This is a genomic window from Mumia quercus, from assembly GCF_025506335.1.
Taxonomy (GTDB): Bacteria; Actinomycetota; Actinomycetes; order Propionibacteriales; family Nocardioidaceae; genus Mumia; species Mumia quercus.
Map to the genome: position 1 here is coordinate 352759 of NZ_JANZYO010000004.1, position 19568 is coordinate 372326.

A 19568-nucleotide genomic window follows, 5' to 3' on the forward strand; every position below is an offset into this window, starting at 1 on the left:
GGGCGGAGCAGGCGCGGAGCGGCGCGGGCGGAGCAGGCGCGGGGCGGCCGGCGGGGCGGCCGGGGACGCCCCGCCCGCGTCGGTCACTCCGTGGCGATCGCCCTCAGGACGTTGAGGCGCGAGGCCCGCAGCGCCGGGAAGAGCGCGGCGAGGACGCCGACCACCGCCGCGATCAGGACGTAGACGAGCAGCGTCCCGTACGGGATCGACAGCTCGGTGATGCCTTCGTCCTGCAGGACGCGCTGCAGCACCACGCCGAACACCAGCCCCATCGCGATGCCGAGCACGGCTCCGAGCACCGCGATCGCGACCGCCTCGAGCCGCACCATCCGGCGCAGCTGACGCCGGCTCATGCCGACCGCCCGCAGCAGCCCGACCTCACGCGTGCGCTCGATCACGCTGAGCGCGAGCGTGTTGACGATGCCGAGCGCCGCGATGATGATCGCGAGACCGAGCAGCGCGTTGATCAGCATGAGGATGCCGTTGATCTGGTCGCGCTGGGACTCGATGAACTCGTCCTGGGTCTGCACCACGACGGTCGGGATGTCGGCCACCACGTCGCGTACGGGCTGCTCGATGTCGGCGCCCGTCACGCCCTGAGCCGCATCGACGGCCACGAACGAGTCCTGACGAGCCATGCTCACCTGGTCGACGAAGTCGAAGCTCGTCACGTACTCCGAGACCACGTTGGACGCGGGGAACGTCCCGACGATCCGCAGGTCGTGGTCACCGGACTGCGTGCTGAACGTCAGCGTGTCCCCGACCTCGAGGCCGCGGTCCTCCAGTGTGTCCTCCCGAACGGCTACCTCGCCGGCGCCGATCGTGTCGACGCTGGCGTCCAGCTCGAACATCGAGAAGAGCGCACCGGGATCGGTGGCCGTCACCCCCGCCCACGAGCCGTCGAGCCGCGTCGGCACGAACTGTGCCTCGACGACGTCGCCGACCCCGTCGATCTCACGGATGTCCTCGGCGATGGTCGGCGAGAACGGAGCCCCGACAGGGTTCGTGAGCAGGAAGTCGGTCGTGAACTCCTCCTTGACGCTGACGTCGACAGACTTGTTGACCGACGACCCGAGGATGCTCATGGTCGTCACCAGCGTCAGGCCGATCATCAGCGCGGACGCGGTCGCCGCCGTACGACGAGGGTTGCGCAGGGCGTTCTGGGTGGCCATCCGGCCGACCATGCCGAACGGACGGTAGAGCCCGCCGAGCGCGATGAGCACGGGGTGGCTGAGGAGCGGACTCATCAGCGAGACGCCGAGGAGGATCGCGAACGCTCCGCCGCCGACGTACCAGGCGCCGCTGTCGACACCGCCCAGGCCCAGCCAGACCAGGCCGGCACCGATCACGACGAGGATCGCTCCGAAGAGCATGCGCATCCGCATCGACGACTCGGGGAGCGCCACGTCGTCGCGCATCGCGGCCACCGGCGCGACCCGCGACGCCCGGCGCGCCGGAAGGTACGCCGCGACCAGCGTCACGAGCACACCCACCACGTAGCCAACCACCCACGTACGCGGGGCGATCACGAGCGGGGTGTCGCTGACGTCGAGCCCGAACGTACGGAACAGCGCGGACAGGCCGAACGCCAGCAGGATGCCGAGCAGGACGCCGAGCGTCGACCCGACGAGCCCGACGACCAGCGCCTCCAGCAGCACCGAGCGGCTGACCTGGCGCCGCGACGCCCCGAGGGCGCGCAGCAGCGCGAGCTCGCGGCTGCGCTGCGCGACGAGGATCGAGAAGGTGTTCACGATGAGGAAGGTGCCGACGATGATCGCGATCGCGGCGAACACGAGCAGGATCGTCGTGAGGAACCCGAGGATCTCCCCGATCGTGTCCTCGGCCTCCGCCGCCGCCGCGTCGCCGGTGACGGCCTCGAACCCGTCGGGCAGCACCTTGCTGGCCTCGTACGCGAGCTCCTGCTGCGTGACGTCGTCCTGGGTCGTCAGCGACACCTGGTTGAAGGCGTCCTCGCCGTCGAGGAAGAGCTCTTGGGCGTACGAGGTGTCGAACAGCACCAACGACGCGCCGGCCATCGAGCCGCCGCCGAACTGCGCGAGGCCGACGAGCTCGACGTCGAGCTGCGGCTGGTCGCCGCTGGAGACGAGCCGGACGGTGTCGCCGATCTCGTACCCGCCCTTCTCGGCGCTGTCGGCATCGATCGCCACCTCACCGGCAGCCGTCGGCGGACGCCCCTCTGAGATCACGACGGCGGGCTCCCCCGTCATCGCGGGGGCGTCGTCGTAGTTGAACGACAGCGTCGGCGGACCGAACCCGGTCACGAGCTTGCCGTCGCTGCCGACCAGGGTCAGGCCCTGGCTCGACACCGTGCCGTCGACGCGAGCGGCGCCCGGCAGCTCGCGCAGCTCGTCGACCACCTTGGCCGAGACCGTACGGGTGTCGCCGCCGGTCCCGTCCTCCCAGCCGCCGAGCCCGGCCGGGCGTACGACGACGTCAGGGGTCGATCCCTTGACAATGCCGTCGAAGGACTTGCTCATCGTGTCGGTGAAGATGAGCGTGCCCGCCACGAACGCGATGCCGAGGACGATCGCGAAGGCGCTCATCAGCAGGCGCACCTTGCGCGCCAGCAGGTTGCGCAGGGTCACCCGCAGCATCAGGCGGCCCCACCCTCGGGCGCGACGGTCTCGAGGGCGCGGACCTGGATGCGTGCCATCCGCTCGAGGATCGTGTCCGGCCTCGGGTCGCGCATCTCGTCGACGACCTTGCCGTCGGCGAGGAACACCACACGGTCGGTGTACGACGCCGCGACCGGGTCGTGGGTCACCATCACGATGGTCTGGCCGAGCTCGCGGACGCTGTGCTGGAGGAACTTCAGGACCTCGGCACCGGAGGTGGAGTCGAGGTTGCCGGTGGGCTCGTCGGCGAAGACGATCGTCGGCCGGCCGACGAGCGCGCGGGCGCACGCGACCCGCTGCTGCTGCCCGCCGGACATCTCGTTGGGCCGGTGGTCGAGGCGGTCACGCAGACCGACGGTGTCGATCACCTCGTCGTACCAGGCCTCGTCGGGCTTGCGCCCAGCGATCGACAGCGGGAGCAGGATGTTCTCCTTGGCCGTCAGGGTCGGCACCAGGTTGAACGCCTGGAAGACGAAGCCGACGTCGTCACGGCGCAGCTTTGTCAGCTGCTTGTCGTTGAGCGTGGACAGCTCGGTGTCGCCGATGAAGACGGTGCCGCTGGTCGCGGTGTCGAGCGCCGCGAGCAGGTGCATGAGTGTCGACTTGCCGGAGCCCGACGGCCCCATCACGGCGGTGAACTCCCCTGCGTACACGTCGATGCTCACACCGTCGAGGGCACGCACCTCCGCCTCTTGCTTGCCGTAGGTCTTGTGAAGATCCACCGCGCGGGCGGCGACGGTACGGGAGGTGGGCACGGCGTCGGGCATGGAGCAACTCCTGATCAGGGCGGGTGTCGTGTCCACGCTAGGCCCATGCGGGGACAGGGCGACATCGGTTTTGCCCCTGGCGAACGCCCCGGGGCATGGGGGATCACCCTGATACTGGTGGCATGAGCGACCTCGAGCGCGACCCGCAGGAGATCACGTGCCCGCCCCGAGGCGGCGGAGCGCCCGAAGTGCTGGAGCCGCGGCTGGTCCCGCTCGGCGGCCCGCGCGCGATGACGGTACGCCGGACGTTGCCGCAGCGACTCCGCTCCCTGATCGGCGCCTGGTGCTTCGTGGACCACTACGGCCCCGACGACGTCCGAGAGACCGGCGGCATGGTCGTGCCCGGACACCCGCACACCGGACTGCAGACCGTGACCTGGCTGTTCTCCGGCGAGGTCGACCACGCCGACACGGTCGGGTCCGTCCAGCGCGTACGGCCCGGGGAGGTCAACCTGATGACCGCCGGGCGCGGGATCGCCCACTCGGAGTACTCCACCCCCGAGACCACCCTCCTGCAGGGCGTCCAGCTGTGGACGGCGCTGCCGGACTCCGCCCGCTTCACGGGTCGCGCGTTCGAGCACCACGTCACGGAGGCCGTCGCGCACGGGCCCGCGACCGTCCGTACGTTCGTCGGCTCGTTCGCCGGATCCTCCTCGCCGGTCACCACCTACACGCCGCTCGTCGCCGCCGAGATCGTGCTCCCGGCCGGCGCCGAGGTGCGGTTCGCGGTCGACCCCTCGTACGAGCACGGGGTGCTCGTGGACCTCGGGCCCGTGGACGTGGACGGGACGACCGTCGCCCCGGCGGCGCTCGCGTATCGGCCCGTCGGCGCGACGACGCTCGTCCTGCGCACGGGCGAGAGCGAGGGGCGCGTGGTCCTCATCGGCGGCGAGCCGCTGGAGGAGGAGATCGTCATGTGGTGGAACTTCCTCGGCCGCGACCACGACGAGATCGTCCGGTTCCGCGAGGAGTGGCAGGCGCAGGTCCACGGTGCGGCCGACGGCGACGCGTACGGACCGTTCCCCGACGCCTGGGGCGGGGTCGTCCTCCCGGCGCCCGAGCTGCCGCACACGCGCCTCAAGCCGCGCAAGCAACCGCCACGCTGAGCGACGGCGCGCACGCGAGAGGGCGACTCGCCTACGATGCGGGCGCTAGGCTGATCGCACGCGGACTGGACGAGTGCGGCCAGAGAGGCGGTGACCATGACAGCTGTCGCCGAGCCCGTGGTGGTGACCCACCACGTCGTACGCACGCGCCACCGCCGCACCGTCCTCGTGCTCAACGCGAGCTACGAGCCGTTGCAGAGGGTGTCGCTCCGGCACGCGATCCGGATGCTCGTACGCGAGGTCGCCGTGGTCGAGGAGGCGCACCCCGAGGACCGTTTCGGCCCGTTCCCGGTCCCGAAGGTGCTGCGGCTGGTGCGCTACGTCGTGATGCGCTGGCTGCACGGTCGGGACCCGCTCTGCACCAAGGCGGCCGTGAAGGCGCGCGACGAGCGCTGCGGCTACTGCGGTGGTCCGGCCGAGACGGTCGACCACATCCTTCCCCGCTCGCGCGGCGGCCTGCTCACCTGGGAGAACTCCGTCGCCGCCTGCCTGCGGTGCAACCACCGCAAGGGCGACCGTACGCCGACGGAGGCGGGGATGACCCTGCTGGTCACCCCCGCCGTTCCGCGTCGGTCTCCGCTGACGGTGCGCTGACCTGAAGCCGGTGCCCGCTCGCCGCGCCGAGGTCGTGCCGACGCGCTCCGGTAGCCTCGGGGCCGTGTCTCTCACCGTCCGTACGATCAGCAGCGCCGACCACCTGGCGTACCTGAAGTCACTCCCCTCCGCGAGCTTTCTCCAGACTCCTGCCTGGGCGGCGGTGAAGTCGGAGTGGAGAGGCGAGTCGATCGGCTGGTTCGACGGGCCGCAGATGGTCGGTGCGGGCCTGGTGCTCTACCGCAAGCTGCCGAAGGTCGCGAAGTACCTCGCGTACCTCCCCGAGGGACCGAGCATCGACTTCACGTCGATCGTCGACAAGCCCGGCGGGCTCTCGGCCTGGCTCGACCCGATGATCGCCCACCTCACGGCCGCGGGCGCGTTCGGCGTCCGCATGGGCCCGCCGGTGGTCCTGCGCGCCTGGGACGCCGCGACGGTGAAGAAGGCCGTCGCCGACCCCGCGCTCCGCACGCTCGGTGACGCACCGGCGACCACGTCCAACGGCCGCGCGATCGCCGTGACCGCGGAGCTGCACCGGCTCGGCTGGCGCGAGCAGGTCGGCGAGGGCGGGTTCGGAGCCGGGCAGCCCAAGTACAACTTCTGGGTGCCGCTGGTCGACGACGACGGCACCCCGCGGACCGAGGAAGCCGTGCTGCGCGGCATGAACCAGCTCTGGCGCCGCAACATCAAGAAGGCCGAGAAGTCCGGCGTCGAGGTGACCCTCGGCGGTGCGGACGACCTGCCGGCCTTCCACGCCGTCTACGCCGAGACCGCGGAGCGCGACCACTTCACGCCGCGGCCGCTGCCGTACTTCCAGAAGATGTGGGAAGCGCTCAACGGCGAGGACCCCGACCGCATGCGGCTCTACCTCGCGCACCACGAGGGTGACCTGGTCGCCGCGACCACGCTCGTGAAGGTGGGGCGGCACGCCTGGTACTCGTACGGCGCCTCGACCACGGCGAAGCGGGAGGTCCGCGGGTCGAACGCCATCCAGTGGCAGATGATCCGCGACGCGATGGCTGCCGGCTGCAGCGTGTACGACATGCGCGGGATCACCGACACGCTCGACCCCGAGGACAGCCACGTCGGCTTGATCCAGTTCAAGGTGGGCACCGGCGGTCTTGCGGTCGAGTACGCGGGCGAGTGGGACCTGCCCATCAACCGCCTGCTCTACGTGGCGTTCCAGCAGTACATGAAGCGACGCTGACTTCACCGTCTCGAGGAAGGCTGACCATGACACTCACGCTCCACGTCGACGGCGAGCGCTGGCGGGCGCACCTGCGCGGCACCGCAGAGCTGTACGAAGGCCTCATCCCGGTCATCAAGGGCAACGGGTACGGGTTCGGCAACCGCACCCTCGCCCGCCGTGCGGACTGGCTCGAGGTCGACACCGTCGCCGTCGGCACGTACGCCGAGCTGATGGACGTCCTCCCGCGGTTCGGCGGTGACATCCACGTGCTCACCCCGTGGCGCCCGTTCTGGGCGGACTCTGTGCGCCCGGAGCGCATGTACGACCCGCGCGTCGTCCACACGGTCAGCCGGATCGAGGACCTCGCCGCACTGCGCGACGAGGCACCCGAAGGGACGCGCATCCTCATCGAGGGCGAGACGGCGATGGCCCGCCACGGCGTCGACCGGCATGCCCTCACCGCCGCTGCCGACGCGCTCGGGCGGCTCCGCCTGATCGGCTTCTCGATCCACCTCCCGCTCTCCGACGACAACCTCGCCGAGGCCGACCGCTGGGCCGCGGCGTTCGAGGCGTCGAAGCTCGCACCGGCCGTCGCCGGCACCCCGCTGTTCACCGTCTCGCACCTGTCCGACCGCGAGGTCCGCGCGCTGGCCGAGCGCCGGCCCGGCCTGTCCGTACGCCCCCGCGTCGGCACCGCCCTGTGGCTGGGCGACCGCGGCGCGTTCCGGGTGACGGGGCTGGTCCTGGACTCGCACGTCGTCGAGCGTGGCGAGCGGATCGGCTACCGCCAGCGCCCGCTGCCCGTGGGCGGCACCGTCCTGATCGTGTCGGGCGGCACCGCCCACGGCATCGGGCTGGAGGCACCGACCGCGGCGACGACGCTCAAGCAGCGCGCCACCTCGGTCGCGAAGGGCGGGCTCGGCGCGGCCGGGCTCGCGCTGTCGCCCTTCGTCGTGGGAGGCAAGCAGCGGTGGTTCGTCGAGCCTCCGCACATGCAGGCGAGCATGATCCTGCTCCCCTCCGGCGTCGCGGTGCCGGAGGTCGGCGAGGAGGTCGAGCTCGAGGTGCGCATGACGACCACGACCTTCGACGCGGTCGACCTCCCCTAGCCCGTACCCGCGTCCTCGCCGCACCCGGTTCGCCGGCCCCCGCCGTACGTGGGGTTTGCCACGCTGGCGTGGGCGCCTCCGGTTGGCGCGGCGAGCCTCCCGCGCCAACCAGCGTCCGCCACGCTGGCGTGGCAAACTCCGCCAAGCGAACGGGCGGGGTCAGCTGGTGGCGAAGAACGTACGGAGGTCGGCGACGAGCTCCTGCGGCTTCTCGAGCATCGCGTAGTGACCGCCCTCGGCGAACTCGCTCCAGTGGACGATGTTGTCGTTGTCGCGGTCGGCGAACGCCCTGATCGTCTTGAAGTCGTCGGCGAAGACCGCGACCCCCGTACGGGCGTGGTTGACCTGCGGCTCCACGTCGCGGCGGGCCTCCTCGTAGTGGTAGCGGCCGGCCGTCGCCGACGTGTTCGTCAGCCACTCCAGCGTCACCTCGGCGAGGATCTGGTCGGTCGTCAGCAGGCTCGTCCCGTTGCCGAACGACTGGAACAGCTCGTTCCACGCCAGCTGCCCGACGGGCGAGTCCGAGACCCCGACGGCGACGGTCTGCGGCCGCGACGCGTTGATCGCGTTGTAGCCGCCGACCGACTGGAACCACTGGAGGTGCTCCAGCGCCGCGAACTCCTTCGGCCCGAACCCGTCCATCTCGCCGGGCGCGCCCGTCGGGAACGAGAACAGCTGCAGGACGTGCATCCCGAGGAAGCCCTCCGGCTCCCTCAGCCCGAGCTCGCGCGAGACCATCGCGCCGCCGTCACTGCCGTGCGAGCCGTACGACTCGTAGCCCAGCCGCCGCATGAGCGTGTCGTACGCCTGCGCCACCCGCGCCATCGTCCACCCGCGGTCGACGACCGGGATGCTGAAACCGAAGCCCGGCATCGACGGCACCACGACATCGAAGGCGTCCTCCGCGCGGCCACCGTGCGCGACAGGGTCGACGAGCGGGTCGATCATGTCGAGGAAGTCGATCACCGAACCCGGGTAGGAGTGTGCGAGGAGGAGTGGCGTCGCGTCGTTCTCGGCCGACCGCACGTGCAGGAAGTGGATCGTCTGCCCGTCGATCTCGGTGACGAACTGGTCGTACGCGTTGAGCCGCGCCTCGACCTCGCGCCAGTCGAAGCCGTGGCGCCAGTGCTCGACGACCTCGCCGAGGTACGAGTTCGGCACGCCGTACGTCCAGTCGTCACCAGGAGCGGCGGCGGGAAGGCGCGTACGGGCGAGGCGGGCGTCGAGGTCGTCCAGGTCGGCCTGCGGGACCTCGATGCGGAAGGGGCGGATGCTGGTGCTCTCGTGTGCGCTCATGGAAAGACTGTAGGAAGCATTCCGGCACGGACCGTTCCTCATCTCTGCGATGATCTGAAGAATGTTGGACACGTCGGCACGACTGCTCGCCCTGCTCGGCCTCCTCCAGTCCCGGCCCGGCTGGGCGGGCTCCGAGCTGGCCGAGCGGCTCCAGGTCACCGCCCGCACCATCCGCAACGACGTCGAGCGCCTGCGCGACCTCGGCTACCCGATCGACGGGGTACGAGGCCCGGCGGGCGGCTACCGGCTCGGACCGGGCGCCAAGCTCCCACCTCTGCTGCTCGACGACCCGGAGGCGGTCGCCGTGGCGATCGGGCTGCGCGCGGTCCACGGGATCGCCGGCGTGGAGGAGAGCGCAGCGAGCGCCCTCACGAAGCTGGAGCAGGTCCTCCCGCACCGCCTCCGGCGCCGCGTCGAGGCGATCGCCCAGACCGTCGGCGCCGGCCCGGTCAACACCGACAGCAACGTGGAGGACCCCGAGATCGCGCCCGAGACGCTCGCGCGCATCGTCGACGCGGTCCGTGACACCGAGCGTCTGCGTCTCACGTACGACGGCGCGCGCCTCGACGTCGAGCCGTACCGTCTGATCACCTGGCAGCGCCGCTGGTACCTCGTCGCACGCGAGGTGGCGACCGGAGACTGGCGCGCGCTGCGCGTGGACTGGGCGGAGATCAGCCCGATGCCCCAGCCGCGCTTCACACCCCGACCCATGGCCGTCGAGGACTACACGACGTTCGTCGTCCGCGAGATCGCGTCGGCGGGGTGGTCGGTCCATGCCCGCGTCACCGTCCTCGCGCCCGCCGAGGAGGTGCGCGCGCGCATCAACGACGCCGTCGGGGTGGTGGAGGCGGTCGACGAGTCGACGTGCGTGCTGGTCACCGGCGCCGACAGCATCGAGATCCTCGCCGTGTACGTCGGGATGCTCGGCCTCGACTTCCGCGTCGAGTCACCGCCCGAGCTGGTCGACCACGTACGGCTGCTCGGGCGCCGGTACGGGGCGGCGGGCGGCTGAGAGCTGCATCCGGGCCGCGAGCCACACCGTCGCCACCACGTGCAGCGCGATCGCCACCACGTACACGACGTCGGCGCCGTCTCCCGGAGGCTTGGTGACGTCGCCGAGGTGCCACCAGGTCGCGACGACGAGGAAGACCTCCGCCGCCTGCCACCACAGCAGGTCGCGCCACACCGGGTGGGCGAGCACCGCCAACGGCAGGAGCCACAGCGCGTAGCCCGGCGCGTACGTCGTGCCGGTCAGCAGCAGCGCCGCGAGCAGGACGAACGCGTAGCGTGCCGTCTGCGTCACGTCGGCCGAACGCGCCGCGTAGAGGAACGTCACCGAGGCCACGAACGCCCACAGGCCGATCACCGTCGGCACGACGACCTTGGACGGCACGTCGAGGCCGAGCTCGGCCATGACCGCCCAGAGCGAGCCCGTGCCGCCCTCGTGCGCGAGCCACCGGCGTACGGGCTCGGTGACCGCGTCGCCCGTCGCGACCGCCAGCGCCGCGACGCCGCCGAACGCGAGCGTGAGCCCCGCGGAGGCGACGAGGCGCCCCACGGCGGCGCCGTGCCGTACCAACGCCGTGGCGGCAAGGGCGACGAGAACGGTTGCCGGCCACCACGCCGTGAGCACGGCGACGCCGAGCACCACGCCGGCGACGCGTGCCCGCCCTGCGGTCCAGGCCGCCAGCCCTGCAGCGACGAGCGCGACGCCGACGAGGTCCCAGCCGACACCGATGAGGAGCACCACCAAGGGCGAGGCCGCCAACGGCATGAGCGCCGCGACCGGCCGCGCCCAGGCCGGCCACGGGCGCAGCGCGTTCGAGGCGAGCGAGGCGCGGGCGAGGGCCAGGAGTGCGAGAAGCAGGAGCAGGAGACTCCCGAGCGCGACCAGCCCGGTGTACGCGACGGCCTCGCGGTGGACCGCGCGGTCGTGCTCGACCGCTGTCGCGTCACGCGCCGCGCGCGCATCCAGGTCGGCTCCCCCGACGGCGTGGACGACCGCCGCCGTCGCGGACTGGAGCGCCCCGACGGGCAAGGAGACGGCGTTGACCGGCCACCGTCCGTCCGCGTCGGACCAGGGGGTGACCGCCTCGGCGAGACCAGTCGTCGCGTACTCCGACGGGAGCTCGCTGGCGCACAGCCGCGCGTACGAGGCGCCGCCGTCGACCGGCTTCTCGCTGAACCAGCGGTCACCGGCGTCGACGGCGCACGGAGCTTTGACGACGAGCCCGAGCGTGGCGACGATCGCCGCCGTCGCCAAGAGGATGCGGACCGGTGTCCACCACGGACTGGGTCGGGCCCGGTCCCCCACCGGCCCCGCCATCGTCAGGGACCCCAGCCGTTGCCCGGGCCGTCGGTCTCCTCGGTGGGCTCCGTCGGTCCTGGCTCGGTCGGGAACGTCGGGCGCGTCGGGCGGGTCGGCGTCGGCTCCGGATCCGTCGGCTCGGTCGGCTGCGTCGGCTCCGTCGGGAACGACGGACGGTTCGGCCGGCTCGGACGCGACGGGCGGTCGGGGCGACCCTCGTCCGGCCGCTTCGTCTCCTTGGTCTCGGTCGGCTTCGGGACGAACGTCTTGCCCTTGGTCGACTTGATGTTGGCCGGCGGCGGGAACTCGCCGCAGTCGCCGCCGTCGAGGACCTTGTTCATGAAGCTGCTGAACGTCTTCGCGGGGTACTGCCCACCGTAGAACGTCGGCATGTAGCCGTTGAGCGCCTCGTTGCCGTTCTTGCCGCGGACGTACATGACCGCTGTCGACAACCGGGGCGTGTAGCCGACGAACCACGAGCTGGAGACGTGCGGGCTGCCGACCTCCTTGCCGTCCTCGACCTTCTGGAACGTCGCGGTGCCGGTCTTGCCGGCGGTCGGGCACATGGTGCTGGCGTTGGTGCCGCTGCCCGAACGTACGACGTCCTGGAGCGCCTTGGTGACGTCGGCGGCGACTGCCTTCGAGAAGGCCTCCTTGGAGCGGACCGTGTGCTTGTGCAGGTCCTCGCCGGCCCGGTCACGGACGCGCTCGATGATGTACCAGTCGTTCTGCTTGCCCTGGTTGGCGAAGGTCGCGTACGCCGCGGCCATCTCGACGTTCGGCACCGGCGCGTAGCCGAGCGACACGACGGCGACGCTCGGGTCGTACCGCTTGACGGAGGTCGCGGAGAGACCGGCACGACGGGCGGCCTCGAGGGTCTTCTCGCCGCCGTCGTCCATCAGGTCGTACGTGAGGTCGACGAAGGCGGTGTTGACCGACTCCTGCGTCGCGTACTCCAAGGAGACGGGGCCGAACGACCGGCCCCCCGAGTCGCCCTGGTTCTCGATCTCGGCGCCGCCCTTGAGCCGCAACGGCGAGGAGCCGTTCAGCTGCGTCTTGAGGCCGTAGCCGTCGCTCAGCGCGGCCGCGACGGCGAACGGCTTGAACGACGAGCCCGGCTGCGACCCGAGCGTCGCCCAGTTCAGCTGGCTCTTGAGGTAGTTGGCGCCGCCGTACATGGCCCGCACCGCACCGGTCTCGGGGTCGACCGCCGACAGCGCGACGTTCAGCTCCTTGAGGCCGTCCGGCTTCATCTCCTTGACCGTCTCGACGGCGGCCTTCTGGGCCTCGTAGTCGAACGTCGTGACGACCTTGAGCCCGCCGCCGTTGATCTGCGAGTCGTCGAAGCCTTCCTTGCGCAGCTGCTGCTCGGTCAGGCGCAGGAGGTAGCCCTTGGCACCGCCGAAGCGGTTGGACTGGCGCTGCTTCTGGACCTTCGGCAGCTTCGCGGAGTACTTCGCGAACTCCTCCTCGGTGATGTTGCCCGCCTTGCGCATGCCGTCGATGACGTAGGTGTAGCGACCCATGAGGCGTTCCTGGTCGCTCTCGTCGTACGGGTCGAAGGCGCTCGGGTTGTTGATCACCGAGGAGAGCATCGCCGCCTGCGGGGCGGTGAGCTTCGCGGCCTTGTGGCCGAAGTAGGTCTGGGACGCAGCCTCGATCCCGTACGCACCGTTGCCGAAGTAGATCGTGTTGAGGTAGCCCTCGAGGATCTCCTCCTTCGACATCTGGTTGTGGACCTTGATCGAGAGGATCGCCTCCTTGGCCTTGCGGCTCCAGGTGCGGTCCTGCGTGAGGTAGAGCACCTTCACGTACTGCTGCGTGATCGTCGAGCCGCCGGAGGTGCCGCTCGTGGTGGCGTTGTCGCGCAGGGCGCGGGCGATGCCCTTGAAGTCGAGACCCTGGTTCGTGTAGAAGCTGCGGTCCTCGGCGGCGATGACCGCGTCCTTGATCGTCTGCGGCATCTCGTCGAAGCCGATCGAGGTCCGGTTCTGAGTCTGGAAGTCGCCGATCTTGTGCTTGCCGTCGGAGTAGTAGACCCGCGTCGTCTGGGTGAGGAACTCGGCGTTCGCGTCGGGGATGGACACCGCGCGGTAGGCGAAGAAGAGGCCCGCGATCCCGAGGACGAACATCACGACGCCGGTGATGAGACCCCACTTGACCAGTCGCCGCCAGAGTGGCTTGCGAGGCTTCTCGTCTTCGCCGTCGCCGCCCCTGCGGGGCTTCGTGGCCTTACGAGACCGGGCGCCGGCCCGGGAGGCGGGCTCAGCCCTCCTCGAGCGGGGGTTCACGGGTCCGCCGTGCGACTGGTTCGCCACGCGTCGTACTCCTCTGGATTGCTGCCGGGGGAACGCCTGACCCTTCCCAGGGCAGGCCGGAGGACGTGCCGAGGCACGGCCCATCGGGCAAGTGTGCCGAACTTCGAGGACGAACCAAAACCCCCACGCGGGGACCCCGTGTCCGGCAAGCGCGTTGACATCTGGTTCGATGTATCGCAACGATATATCTCATCGGCAGTCACGAGTGGCTGCCGACGAAGGACGTGGAGGGGGTCGACATGGCCAGGCGCGGTGCCGCACTCGAGTTCGCCGTGCTCGGGCTGCTCCACGACACCCCGATGCACGGGTACGAGCTGCGCAAAGAGCTCAACGCGCTGCTCGGGTGGTCGCGCGTGCTGTCGTACGGCACGCTCTACCCCTGCCTGAAGGCGCTCGGCAAGAAGGGCTACATCGTGGCCGACGACCCTGCCGAGACGGCTGTGACGGCACGCGGGCGCAGAGGCAAGATCGTCTACCGCCTCACGGCGGAGGGCAAGGAGCACTTCAGCGAGCTGCTGTCGGCGCCGGGCCCGTCGTCGTGGGAGGACGAGAGCTTCGGCATCCACTTCGCGTTCTTCTCGCGCACCGATTCCCGCACTCGTGTGCGCATCCTCGAGGGACGAAGGAGTCGCCTCGAGGAGCGGCTCGAACGCGTACGCAGCACGGCACAACGCAACCGTGAACGGCTAGACGCCTACACGTTGGAGCTGCAGCGCCACGGCCTCGAGTCAGTCGAGCGCGAGGTGCGCTGGCTGACGGGTCTGATCGATGCGGAGCGCTCCGGCCAGAAGCCGGGCGAGCCGCGCGACCAGGCGTGATCGAAGACATCGCCGCCGGACAACGGTGGCTAGGACGAGCGGGGGCCACCGGCCCCCAAGGAGGAGGACCCCATGGGTTCGGTACGCGTAGCGATCGTGGGCGTCGGCAACTGCGCCACGTCGCTGATCCAGGGCGTCGAGTACTACAAGGACGCTGATCCAGAGGGCACCGTTCCTGGCCTCATGCACGTGCAGTTCGGTGACTACCACGTCAAGGACATCGAGTTCGTCGCCGCGTTCGACGTCGATGCCAAGAAGGTCGGGTTCGACCTCGCCGAGGCCACCCGCGCCAGCGAGAACAACACCATCAAGATCTGCGACATCCCGCCGACCGGCGTGACCGTCCAGCGGGGCCACACCCTCGACGGGCTCGGCAAGTACTACCTCGAGACCATCGACCAGTCCGACGCCGACCCGGTCGACGTCGTCCAGGTCCTCAAGGACACGCAGGCCGACGTGCTGGTCTCGTACCTCCCCGTGGGCTCGGAGGAGGCCGACAAGTTCTACGCGCAGTGCGCGATCGACGCGGGCGTCGCCTTCGTCAACGCCCTGCCGGTCTTCATCGCCTCCGACCCCGAGTGGGCGAAGAAGTTCGAGGACGCCGGCGTCCCGATCATCGGTGACGACATCAAGAGCCAGGTCGGCGCGACCATCACCCACCGCGTGATGGCCAAGCTGTTCGAGGACCGCGGTGTGACGCTGGACCGCACGTACCAGCTCAACGTCGGCGGCAACATGGACTTCAAGAACATGCTCGAGCGTGACCGTCTGGAGTCCAAGAAGGTCTCCAAGACGCAGGCCGTGACCTCGAACCTCAACGGCCCGCTCGCCGGCAAGATCGAGGACAAGAACGTCCACATCGGCCCTTCGGACTACGTCCAGTGGCTCGACGACCGCAAGTGGGCGTACGTGCGCCTCGAGGGCCGCGCGTTCGGCGACGTCCCCCTCAGCCTGGAGTACAAGCTCGAGGTCTGGGACTCCCCGAACTCCGCCGGCATCATCATCGACGCGATCCGGGCGGCCAAGATCGCCAAGGACCGCGGCATCGGCGGCGCGCTGATCTCGGCGTCGTCGTACCTGATGAAGTCCCCGCCGGTGCAGCGCCCCGACGACCTCGGTCGCGCGAAGCTCGAGGCCTTCATCCAGGGCACCGAAGAGCGCTGACCCACGCCACGAACGGCGCGGACCCCCTGGTCGGGGTCCGCGCCGTTCGGCGTGTCCAGACCCGACCCTGCTCCGAGAGTGACCGCCGTGCGCACCCGCCTGAGAAACCCCGCTTTCGCGAGGCTCCTCCTCGTCCGCGTCGCGAGCCAGGCAGCCGACGGGCTCTTCCAGGCGGGCCTGGCGTGGCTCGTGCTGCTCTCGCCGGAGGCGCAGCGCTCGCCGGGCCGCTTCGTGCTCGTGCTCGCTCTCGTGCTGCTGCCGTTCAGCGTGCTCGCCCCGTTCGTCGCCCTCGTGCTCGACCGGTGGCTGCGCCGCAACGTCCTCGTCACGGCCCAGGCCGTACGGGCGGGGGTCATGGCCACCGTCGCCGTCGACGCGTGGCTGTCGGCCGAGCGCGCCGGATGGCCCGTGTACGTCCTGGTCCTCGTGGCGCTGGGCTTCGCCCGGCTGCTGCTCGCGTGCCTGTCGGCGAGCGTCCCGTACGTGGTGCCGGCCGACCGGCTCGTGGACGCCAACACCGCGGGCCCGACCCTCGGGGCGACGGCGCATGCCGGCGGGCTCGGCGCGGGCGCGCTCCTGCTGGCCTCCGGCCTCGGCTCCCCCGTCGTGCTGGCCGCCGCCATGCTCCTCAGCGTCACAGCCTCCCTCGTCGCGCGTGGGTTCACCTCACCGCAGCTCGGCCCCGACGTGGGCACCCGCCCCCCGTACCCCCGCGACGTCCTGCACGACCTCGGCGACGCCCTCGACCACCTGCGCCGGCACGTCGCAGCGAGCAGCGCCCTGCTCACCTTCGGCACGCTGCGGGTCGCCTACGGGGCGTTCACCCTGCTGGCGTTCGCCGCGACCGCCGGCCGTGGCGACGACGCGGAGGCAGCCGTGACCGCCGTCGGTGTCGCCGCGGGCTTCGCGCTGGGCGCCGTCAGCACACCGTTGCTCGCGCGGACGCTCGGGCTCGACCGGTGGGCCGCGGTGGTGGGAGGGTGCGGGCTGGTCCTCGTCGTGGCGGCCGCGCTCGGGATCGACGCCCCGGTGACGGCGTGGTTCGTCGCGGCCTTCGCGTTCGGCGTCGTCCACCAGGTCTGGAAGGTACGTACGGACACCATCGTGCAGCGCGGCGTCGACGAGGCGTACCTCGGCAGGGTCTTCCTCCTGTACGACGTCCTCAACAACGTCACGTACGTCGCCGGCGCGGCCGTGGCGGCTCTGCTCCTGACGTGAGGGCGCTCAGGACACGCGGTCGCCGGAGGCCACGTACTCCCAGTGCCAGGGCTCCGGTCGCGAGCCGCCCGGCCGCGCCCAGTACGGGATGTCCCACCCGTAGTCCGAGGCGTGCGCGTCCATCCACGCCCACGCACTCGTGCCGGCGCGCCCGTCGCTGTTCGTGCACAGGTCGAGCGCAAGCCCCAGCCCGTGGTTGCTGGTGCCGGGTGGTGCGACCATCCCGGGGTTGCCGGCGTGCATCTTGGCCTGCTGCGCGTAGCTGCGATAGCCGTTGTTGACGCACGGGTACCGTCCGAGCGCCTCCTTGAACGCCTCCTGCAGACTCGCCCAAGCCTCGGCGGCATCGGCACGCAGCTGGACGCTGGACGGAGGCACCGTGCACAACGCGGAGGACGGGAGCCGTCCGTTGGGACCCGAAGGCTGCGCTCCGGTCGACGCGCACGACGACAAGATCAGCATCCGGTCGGCGACCGCACGACCGGCCTGGGACATCCCGCGGCTCGTGCGGACCACCGTCTGCTCGTGAGTGGTGCGCTTGTCGACCTCGGCAGCGATCGTACGGGCCACCGCAGCCTCGTGCGCGGCGCGCTCGCGCTCGTCGAGCACGTGACGCACGGCCGGCACAGCGACCGCGACGGCGAGCACCAGCACACCTAGGCGGCGTACCCGACGGAACGCCTTGCGGCGCGGTGGTCTCGTACGCCGCTCGGCGCGGCGCCCCCTCGCCGGTGTCGTAGGCACGGCGACGTCCGTGCCGGCGTGCGGGGTCGCAGGCTCGGCACGGCTCGGAGCAGCATGCCGTCCGGCCACCGTGGTCCTTTCACGCGTCCCCCGCGCACGTCAGACTAGCGAGGCGCCACCTGGAAGTGCCATGGTCTTGACGTGGACGGTCGAACCGTGAGGAACGTGACCTGGACCGGAGCCGCCGACGACCCCGAGCGGGTCGAGGCGGCGACACTCGTGCGGGAAGGGCGCCGACTCAGCGCCCACGGGACCTCCCGGGCCCCGTCCTACGTGGCCGCGTGGTCGTTGACCACCGGCGACGACTGGGTGACGCGCCGACTCGATGTGAGCGTGCTCGGCGCCGGATGGTCGCGCACCCTCGCCCTCGTCCGCGAGGACGACGGATGGGCGGCGTTCGCCGCGGGGCACGGAGAAGGTGGACCTGCCGGAGCCCCCGGCCTCGTCGACCCCGAGTCTGTCGCGGAGGCGCTGGACTGCGACATCGCGCTGTGCCCGGTCACGAACACGATGCCGATCCTGCGTCACGACCTGGTGACCTCGCCGCCCGGCCCGCCGATCCCGCACGTGATGGCCTGGGTGGACGTGCCGTCGCTGCAGGTGATCCGCAGCGACCAGCTCTACCAGGCGGTCGCGCCGTACTCCGACGACGCCGGGCACGCCGTCGTCCGGTACGCGAGCGCGAGCCGCGACTTCGTCGGTGAGCTGACGGTCGACCGGGACGGCGTCGTCATCGACTACCCGGAGCTGGCGTACCGGGCCACGCTCGGCTGACGCCTACCCGTCGTCGCGCGCGGCCCACCAGGCGAGAAGCGCCTCGCGCGCCGCGTCCTCACCGAGCGGACCGCGGTCGAGGCGCAGGTCCATGAGGAACCGGTACGCCTCTCCGACCACCTTGCCGGGTCCGATGCCCAGGATGCTCATGATCGCGTTGCCGTCGAGGTCGGGGCGGATCTTCTCCAGCTCCTCGGCCTCGGCCAGGACCGCGATGCGTCGCTCGAGGTCGTCGTACGTCCGTTGGAGGCGCTCGGCCTTGCGCCGGTTGCGGGTCGTGGAGTCCGCACGGGTGAGGACGTGCAGCCGCGCGAGCTGGTCGCCGGCGTCGCGGACGTAGCGGCGTACGGCCGAGTCGGTCCACTCGCCGGTGCCGTACCCGTGGAAGCGCAGGTGCAGCTCGACGAGCTTGGTGACCTCGTCGACGACGTCGTTGGAGTAGCGCAGCGCGCGCAGCCGCTTGCGGGCGAGCTTGGCCCCGACGACGTCGTGGTGGTGGAACGTGACCGTCCCGTCGTCGGCGAAGCGGCGCGTCTTCGGCTTGCCGATGTCGTGCAGCAGCGCCGCGAGACGGATGACCAGGTCGGGCCCACCGTCGGGGAGGCGGTCCTCGAGCGCGATCGCCTGCTCGAGGACGGTGAGCGAGTGGTCGTACACGTCCTTGTGGCGGTGGTGCTCGTCGCGCTCGAGGCGCAGCGCGGGGAGCTCAGGAAGCACGTACGCCGCGATCCCGGTGTCGACCAGCAGCGTGAGACCCGCGCGCGGGTGGTCGGCGAGCAGGGTCTTGTCGAGCTCGTCGCGGACGCGCTCGGCCGACACGATGGTGATGCGCTCGGCCATGGCGGTCATGGCGGCGACGACCTCCTCCACCGGGGTGAAGCCCAGCTGCGCGACGAAGCGGGCCGCCCGCATCATCCGCAGCGGGTCGTCGTCGAACGACTGGGTCGGCGACACCGGCGTCCGGAGAAGGCCTGCGTCGAGGTCGGCGAGCCCTCCGAAAGGGTCGACGAAGGTCGCCGAGTCCAGGAGGTACGCCATGGCGTTCACCGTGAAGTCGCGGCGAGAGAGGTCACCCTCGAGCGAGTCGCCGTACGAGACCTGCGGCTTGCGCGAGGACGCGTCGTACTCCTCGCTGCGATAGGTGGTGACCTCGATCTGCAGGTCGCCCTTGCGTGCGGCGATGGTGCCGTAGTCGCGGCCGACGTCCCACGTCGCGTCGGCCCAGGCGTCGAGGATGCGCTCGCTGTCGTCGGGACGGGCGGACGTGGTCACGTCCCAGTCGTGGGTCGGTCGGCCGAGGACGGCGTCGCGCACAGGGCCGCCGACGAGGGCCAGCGTGTGGCCGGCGTCACCGAAACGACGGGCGAGCTCGAGCACCTCGGGCGCCGCGTCGAGTCGGTCGGCGAGTGCTGCCCCGGGATCGTGCAGGGCGGGGGAAGGGGACGCGGTGGCCATGACCCACCACTCTACGGGGCGGCCTCGACCGTGGCTGGGTCCGCCGATTCGACCGCTCGCTCTAGCATTGCC

At 71.0% G+C, this 19568-nt stretch carries 16 protein-coding genes; 9 read left to right on the forward strand and 7 right to left on the reverse strand.

The annotated features are described in order from the left end of the window. Positions 1-83: 83 nt before the first annotated feature. A complete protein-coding gene (locus tag NYZ95_RS11070) occupies positions 84-2615 on the reverse strand; it encodes an ABC transporter permease (RefSeq protein WP_262851331.1) in 2532 nt (843 codons plus the stop codon). Next, a complete protein-coding gene (locus NYZ95_RS11075) occupies positions 2615-3403 on the reverse strand; it encodes an ABC transporter ATP-binding protein (protein WP_262851332.1) in 789 nt (262 codons plus the stop codon). Before NYZ95_RS11075 ends, NYZ95_RS11070 begins: the two co-directional genes overlap by 1 nt. A 122-nt stretch (positions 3404-3525) precedes the next feature. Between NYZ95_RS11075 and NYZ95_RS11080 the strand changes: the two genes are divergently transcribed. The 4 genes from NYZ95_RS11080 to NYZ95_RS11095 all read left to right on the forward strand — a co-directional run bounded on the left by NYZ95_RS11080 (position 3526) and on the right by NYZ95_RS11095 (position 7401). Further along, positions 3526-4509, forward strand: a complete 984-nt coding sequence (locus NYZ95_RS11080; protein ID WP_262851333.1) for a pirin family protein — start codon at positions 3526-3528, stop codon at positions 4507-4509. Between the two features lie 96 nt (positions 4510-4605). Next, positions 4606-5103 carry an HNH endonuclease gene (locus tag NYZ95_RS11085; RefSeq protein WP_279307653.1) on the forward strand — a complete coding sequence of 166 codons (498 nt, stop codon included), beginning with the start codon at positions 4606-4608 and terminating at the stop codon, positions 5101-5103. Positions 5104-5167: 64 nt separating this feature from the next. Then, positions 5168-6310: a lipid II:glycine glycyltransferase FemX gene (locus NYZ95_RS11090; protein WP_262851335.1), complete on the forward strand. Its 1143-nt coding sequence runs from the start codon at positions 5168-5170 to the stop codon at positions 6308-6310. A 26-nt stretch (positions 6311-6336) separates the two neighbouring features. Next, positions 6337-7401: an alanine racemase gene (locus NYZ95_RS11095; RefSeq protein WP_262851336.1), complete on the forward strand. Its 1065-nt coding sequence runs from the start codon at positions 6337-6339 to the stop codon at positions 7399-7401. Between the two features lie 159 nt (positions 7402-7560). Here the strand turns inward: NYZ95_RS11095 and NYZ95_RS11100 are convergent, their stop codons facing one another. Further along, positions 7561-8697, reverse strand: coding sequence for an epoxide hydrolase family protein (locus NYZ95_RS11100; protein WP_262851337.1), 1137 nt, complete (start codon positions 8695-8697; stop codon positions 7561-7563). Between the two features lie 61 nt (positions 8698-8758). Between NYZ95_RS11100 and NYZ95_RS11105 the strand changes: the two genes are divergently transcribed. After that, positions 8759-9709, forward strand: a complete 951-nt coding sequence (locus NYZ95_RS11105; RefSeq protein ID WP_262851338.1) for a helix-turn-helix transcriptional regulator — start codon at positions 8759-8761, stop codon at positions 9707-9709. Here NYZ95_RS11105 and NYZ95_RS11110 read toward each other — a convergent pair. Together NYZ95_RS11110 and NYZ95_RS11115 are read right to left on the reverse strand one after the other, a co-directional pair. Continuing rightward, a complete protein-coding gene (locus NYZ95_RS11110) occupies positions 9644-11023 on the reverse strand; it encodes a glycosyltransferase family protein (RefSeq protein ID WP_262851339.1) in 1380 nt (459 codons plus the stop codon). The genes NYZ95_RS11105 and NYZ95_RS11110 overlap by 66 nt on opposite strands. 2 nt (positions 11024-11025) lie before the next feature. Continuing rightward, positions 11026-13323 carry a transglycosylase domain-containing protein gene (locus NYZ95_RS11115; RefSeq protein ID WP_262851340.1) on the reverse strand — a complete coding sequence of 766 codons (2298 nt, stop codon included), beginning with the start codon at positions 13321-13323 and terminating at the stop codon, positions 11026-11028. A gap of 239 nt (positions 13324-13562) precedes the next feature. Here NYZ95_RS11115 and NYZ95_RS11120 point away from each other — a divergent pair, with 239 nt between their 5' ends. From NYZ95_RS11120 to NYZ95_RS11130, 3 genes are all read left to right on the forward strand, one after another. Continuing rightward, positions 13563-14141, forward strand: coding sequence for a PadR family transcriptional regulator (locus NYZ95_RS11120; protein WP_262851341.1), 579 nt, complete (start codon positions 13563-13565; stop codon positions 14139-14141). Positions 14142-14213: 72 nt separating this feature from the next. Next, positions 14214-15305, forward strand: a complete 1092-nt coding sequence (locus tag NYZ95_RS11125) for an inositol-3-phosphate synthase (protein ID WP_262851342.1) — start codon at positions 14214-14216, stop codon at positions 15303-15305. An 87-nt stretch (positions 15306-15392) separates the two neighbouring features. Beyond that, complete coding sequence (locus NYZ95_RS11130) at positions 15393-16523, forward strand: MFS transporter (protein ID WP_262851343.1); 1131 nt, start codon at positions 15393-15395, stop codon at positions 16521-16523. Positions 16524-16529: 6 nt separating this feature from the next. On the opposite strand, the gene NYZ95_RS20415 is transcribed toward NYZ95_RS11130, so the two are convergent. Then, positions 16530-17336, reverse strand: a complete 807-nt coding sequence (locus tag NYZ95_RS20415; RefSeq protein WP_262851344.1) for a M15 family metallopeptidase — start codon at positions 17334-17336, stop codon at positions 16530-16532. An 87-nt stretch (positions 17337-17423) separates the two neighbouring features. On the opposite strand from NYZ95_RS20415, the gene NYZ95_RS11140 reads away from it, so the two are divergent. Next, positions 17424-18041, forward strand: a complete 618-nt coding sequence (locus tag NYZ95_RS11140) for a putative glycolipid-binding domain-containing protein (RefSeq protein ID WP_262851345.1) — start codon at positions 17424-17426, stop codon at positions 18039-18041. Between the two features lie 3 nt (positions 18042-18044). On the opposite strand, the gene NYZ95_RS11145 is transcribed toward NYZ95_RS11140, so the two are convergent. Beyond that, a complete protein-coding gene (locus NYZ95_RS11145; protein WP_262851346.1) occupies positions 18045-19496 on the reverse strand; it encodes a CCA tRNA nucleotidyltransferase in 1452 nt (483 codons plus the stop codon). Between the last annotated feature and the right edge of the window lie 72 nt (positions 19497-19568).

What these genes read in the sequence shown, in the direction of transcription:
- NYZ95_RS11070 (WP_262851331.1), bottom strand. Translation starts at nt 2,615, where the DNA reads ATGCTGCGGGTGACCCTGCGCAACCTGCTGGCGCGCAAGGTGCGCCTG.
- NYZ95_RS11075 (WP_262851332.1), bottom strand. Translation starts at nt 3,403, where the DNA reads ATGCCCGACGCCGTGCCCACCTCCCGTACCGTCGCCGCCCGCGCGGTG.
- NYZ95_RS11080 (WP_262851333.1), top strand. Translation starts at nt 3,526, where the DNA reads ATGAGCGACCTCGAGCGCGACCCGCAGGAGATCACGTGCCCGCCCCGA.
- NYZ95_RS11085 (WP_279307653.1), top strand. Translation starts at nt 4,606, where the DNA reads ATGACAGCTGTCGCCGAGCCCGTGGTGGTGACCCACCACGTCGTACGC.
- NYZ95_RS11095 (WP_262851336.1), top strand. Translation starts at nt 6,337, where the DNA reads ATGACACTCACGCTCCACGTCGACGGCGAGCGCTGGCGGGCGCACCTG.
- NYZ95_RS11100 (WP_262851337.1), bottom strand. Translation starts at nt 8,697, where the DNA reads ATGAGCGCACACGAGAGCACCAGCATCCGCCCCTTCCGCATCGAGGTC.
- NYZ95_RS11105 (WP_262851338.1), top strand. Translation starts at nt 8,759, where the DNA reads ATGTTGGACACGTCGGCACGACTGCTCGCCCTGCTCGGCCTCCTCCAG.
- NYZ95_RS11110 (WP_262851339.1), bottom strand. Translation starts at nt 11,023, where the DNA reads ATGGCGGGGCCGGTGGGGGACCGGGCCCGACCCAGTCCGTGGTGGACA.
- NYZ95_RS11120 (WP_262851341.1), top strand. Translation starts at nt 13,563, where the DNA reads ATGGCCAGGCGCGGTGCCGCACTCGAGTTCGCCGTGCTCGGGCTGCTC.
- NYZ95_RS11125 (WP_262851342.1), top strand. Translation starts at nt 14,214, where the DNA reads ATGGGTTCGGTACGCGTAGCGATCGTGGGCGTCGGCAACTGCGCCACG.
- NYZ95_RS11145 (WP_262851346.1), bottom strand. Translation starts at nt 19,496, where the DNA reads ATGGCCACCGCGTCCCCTTCCCCCGCCCTGCACGATCCCGGGGCAGCA.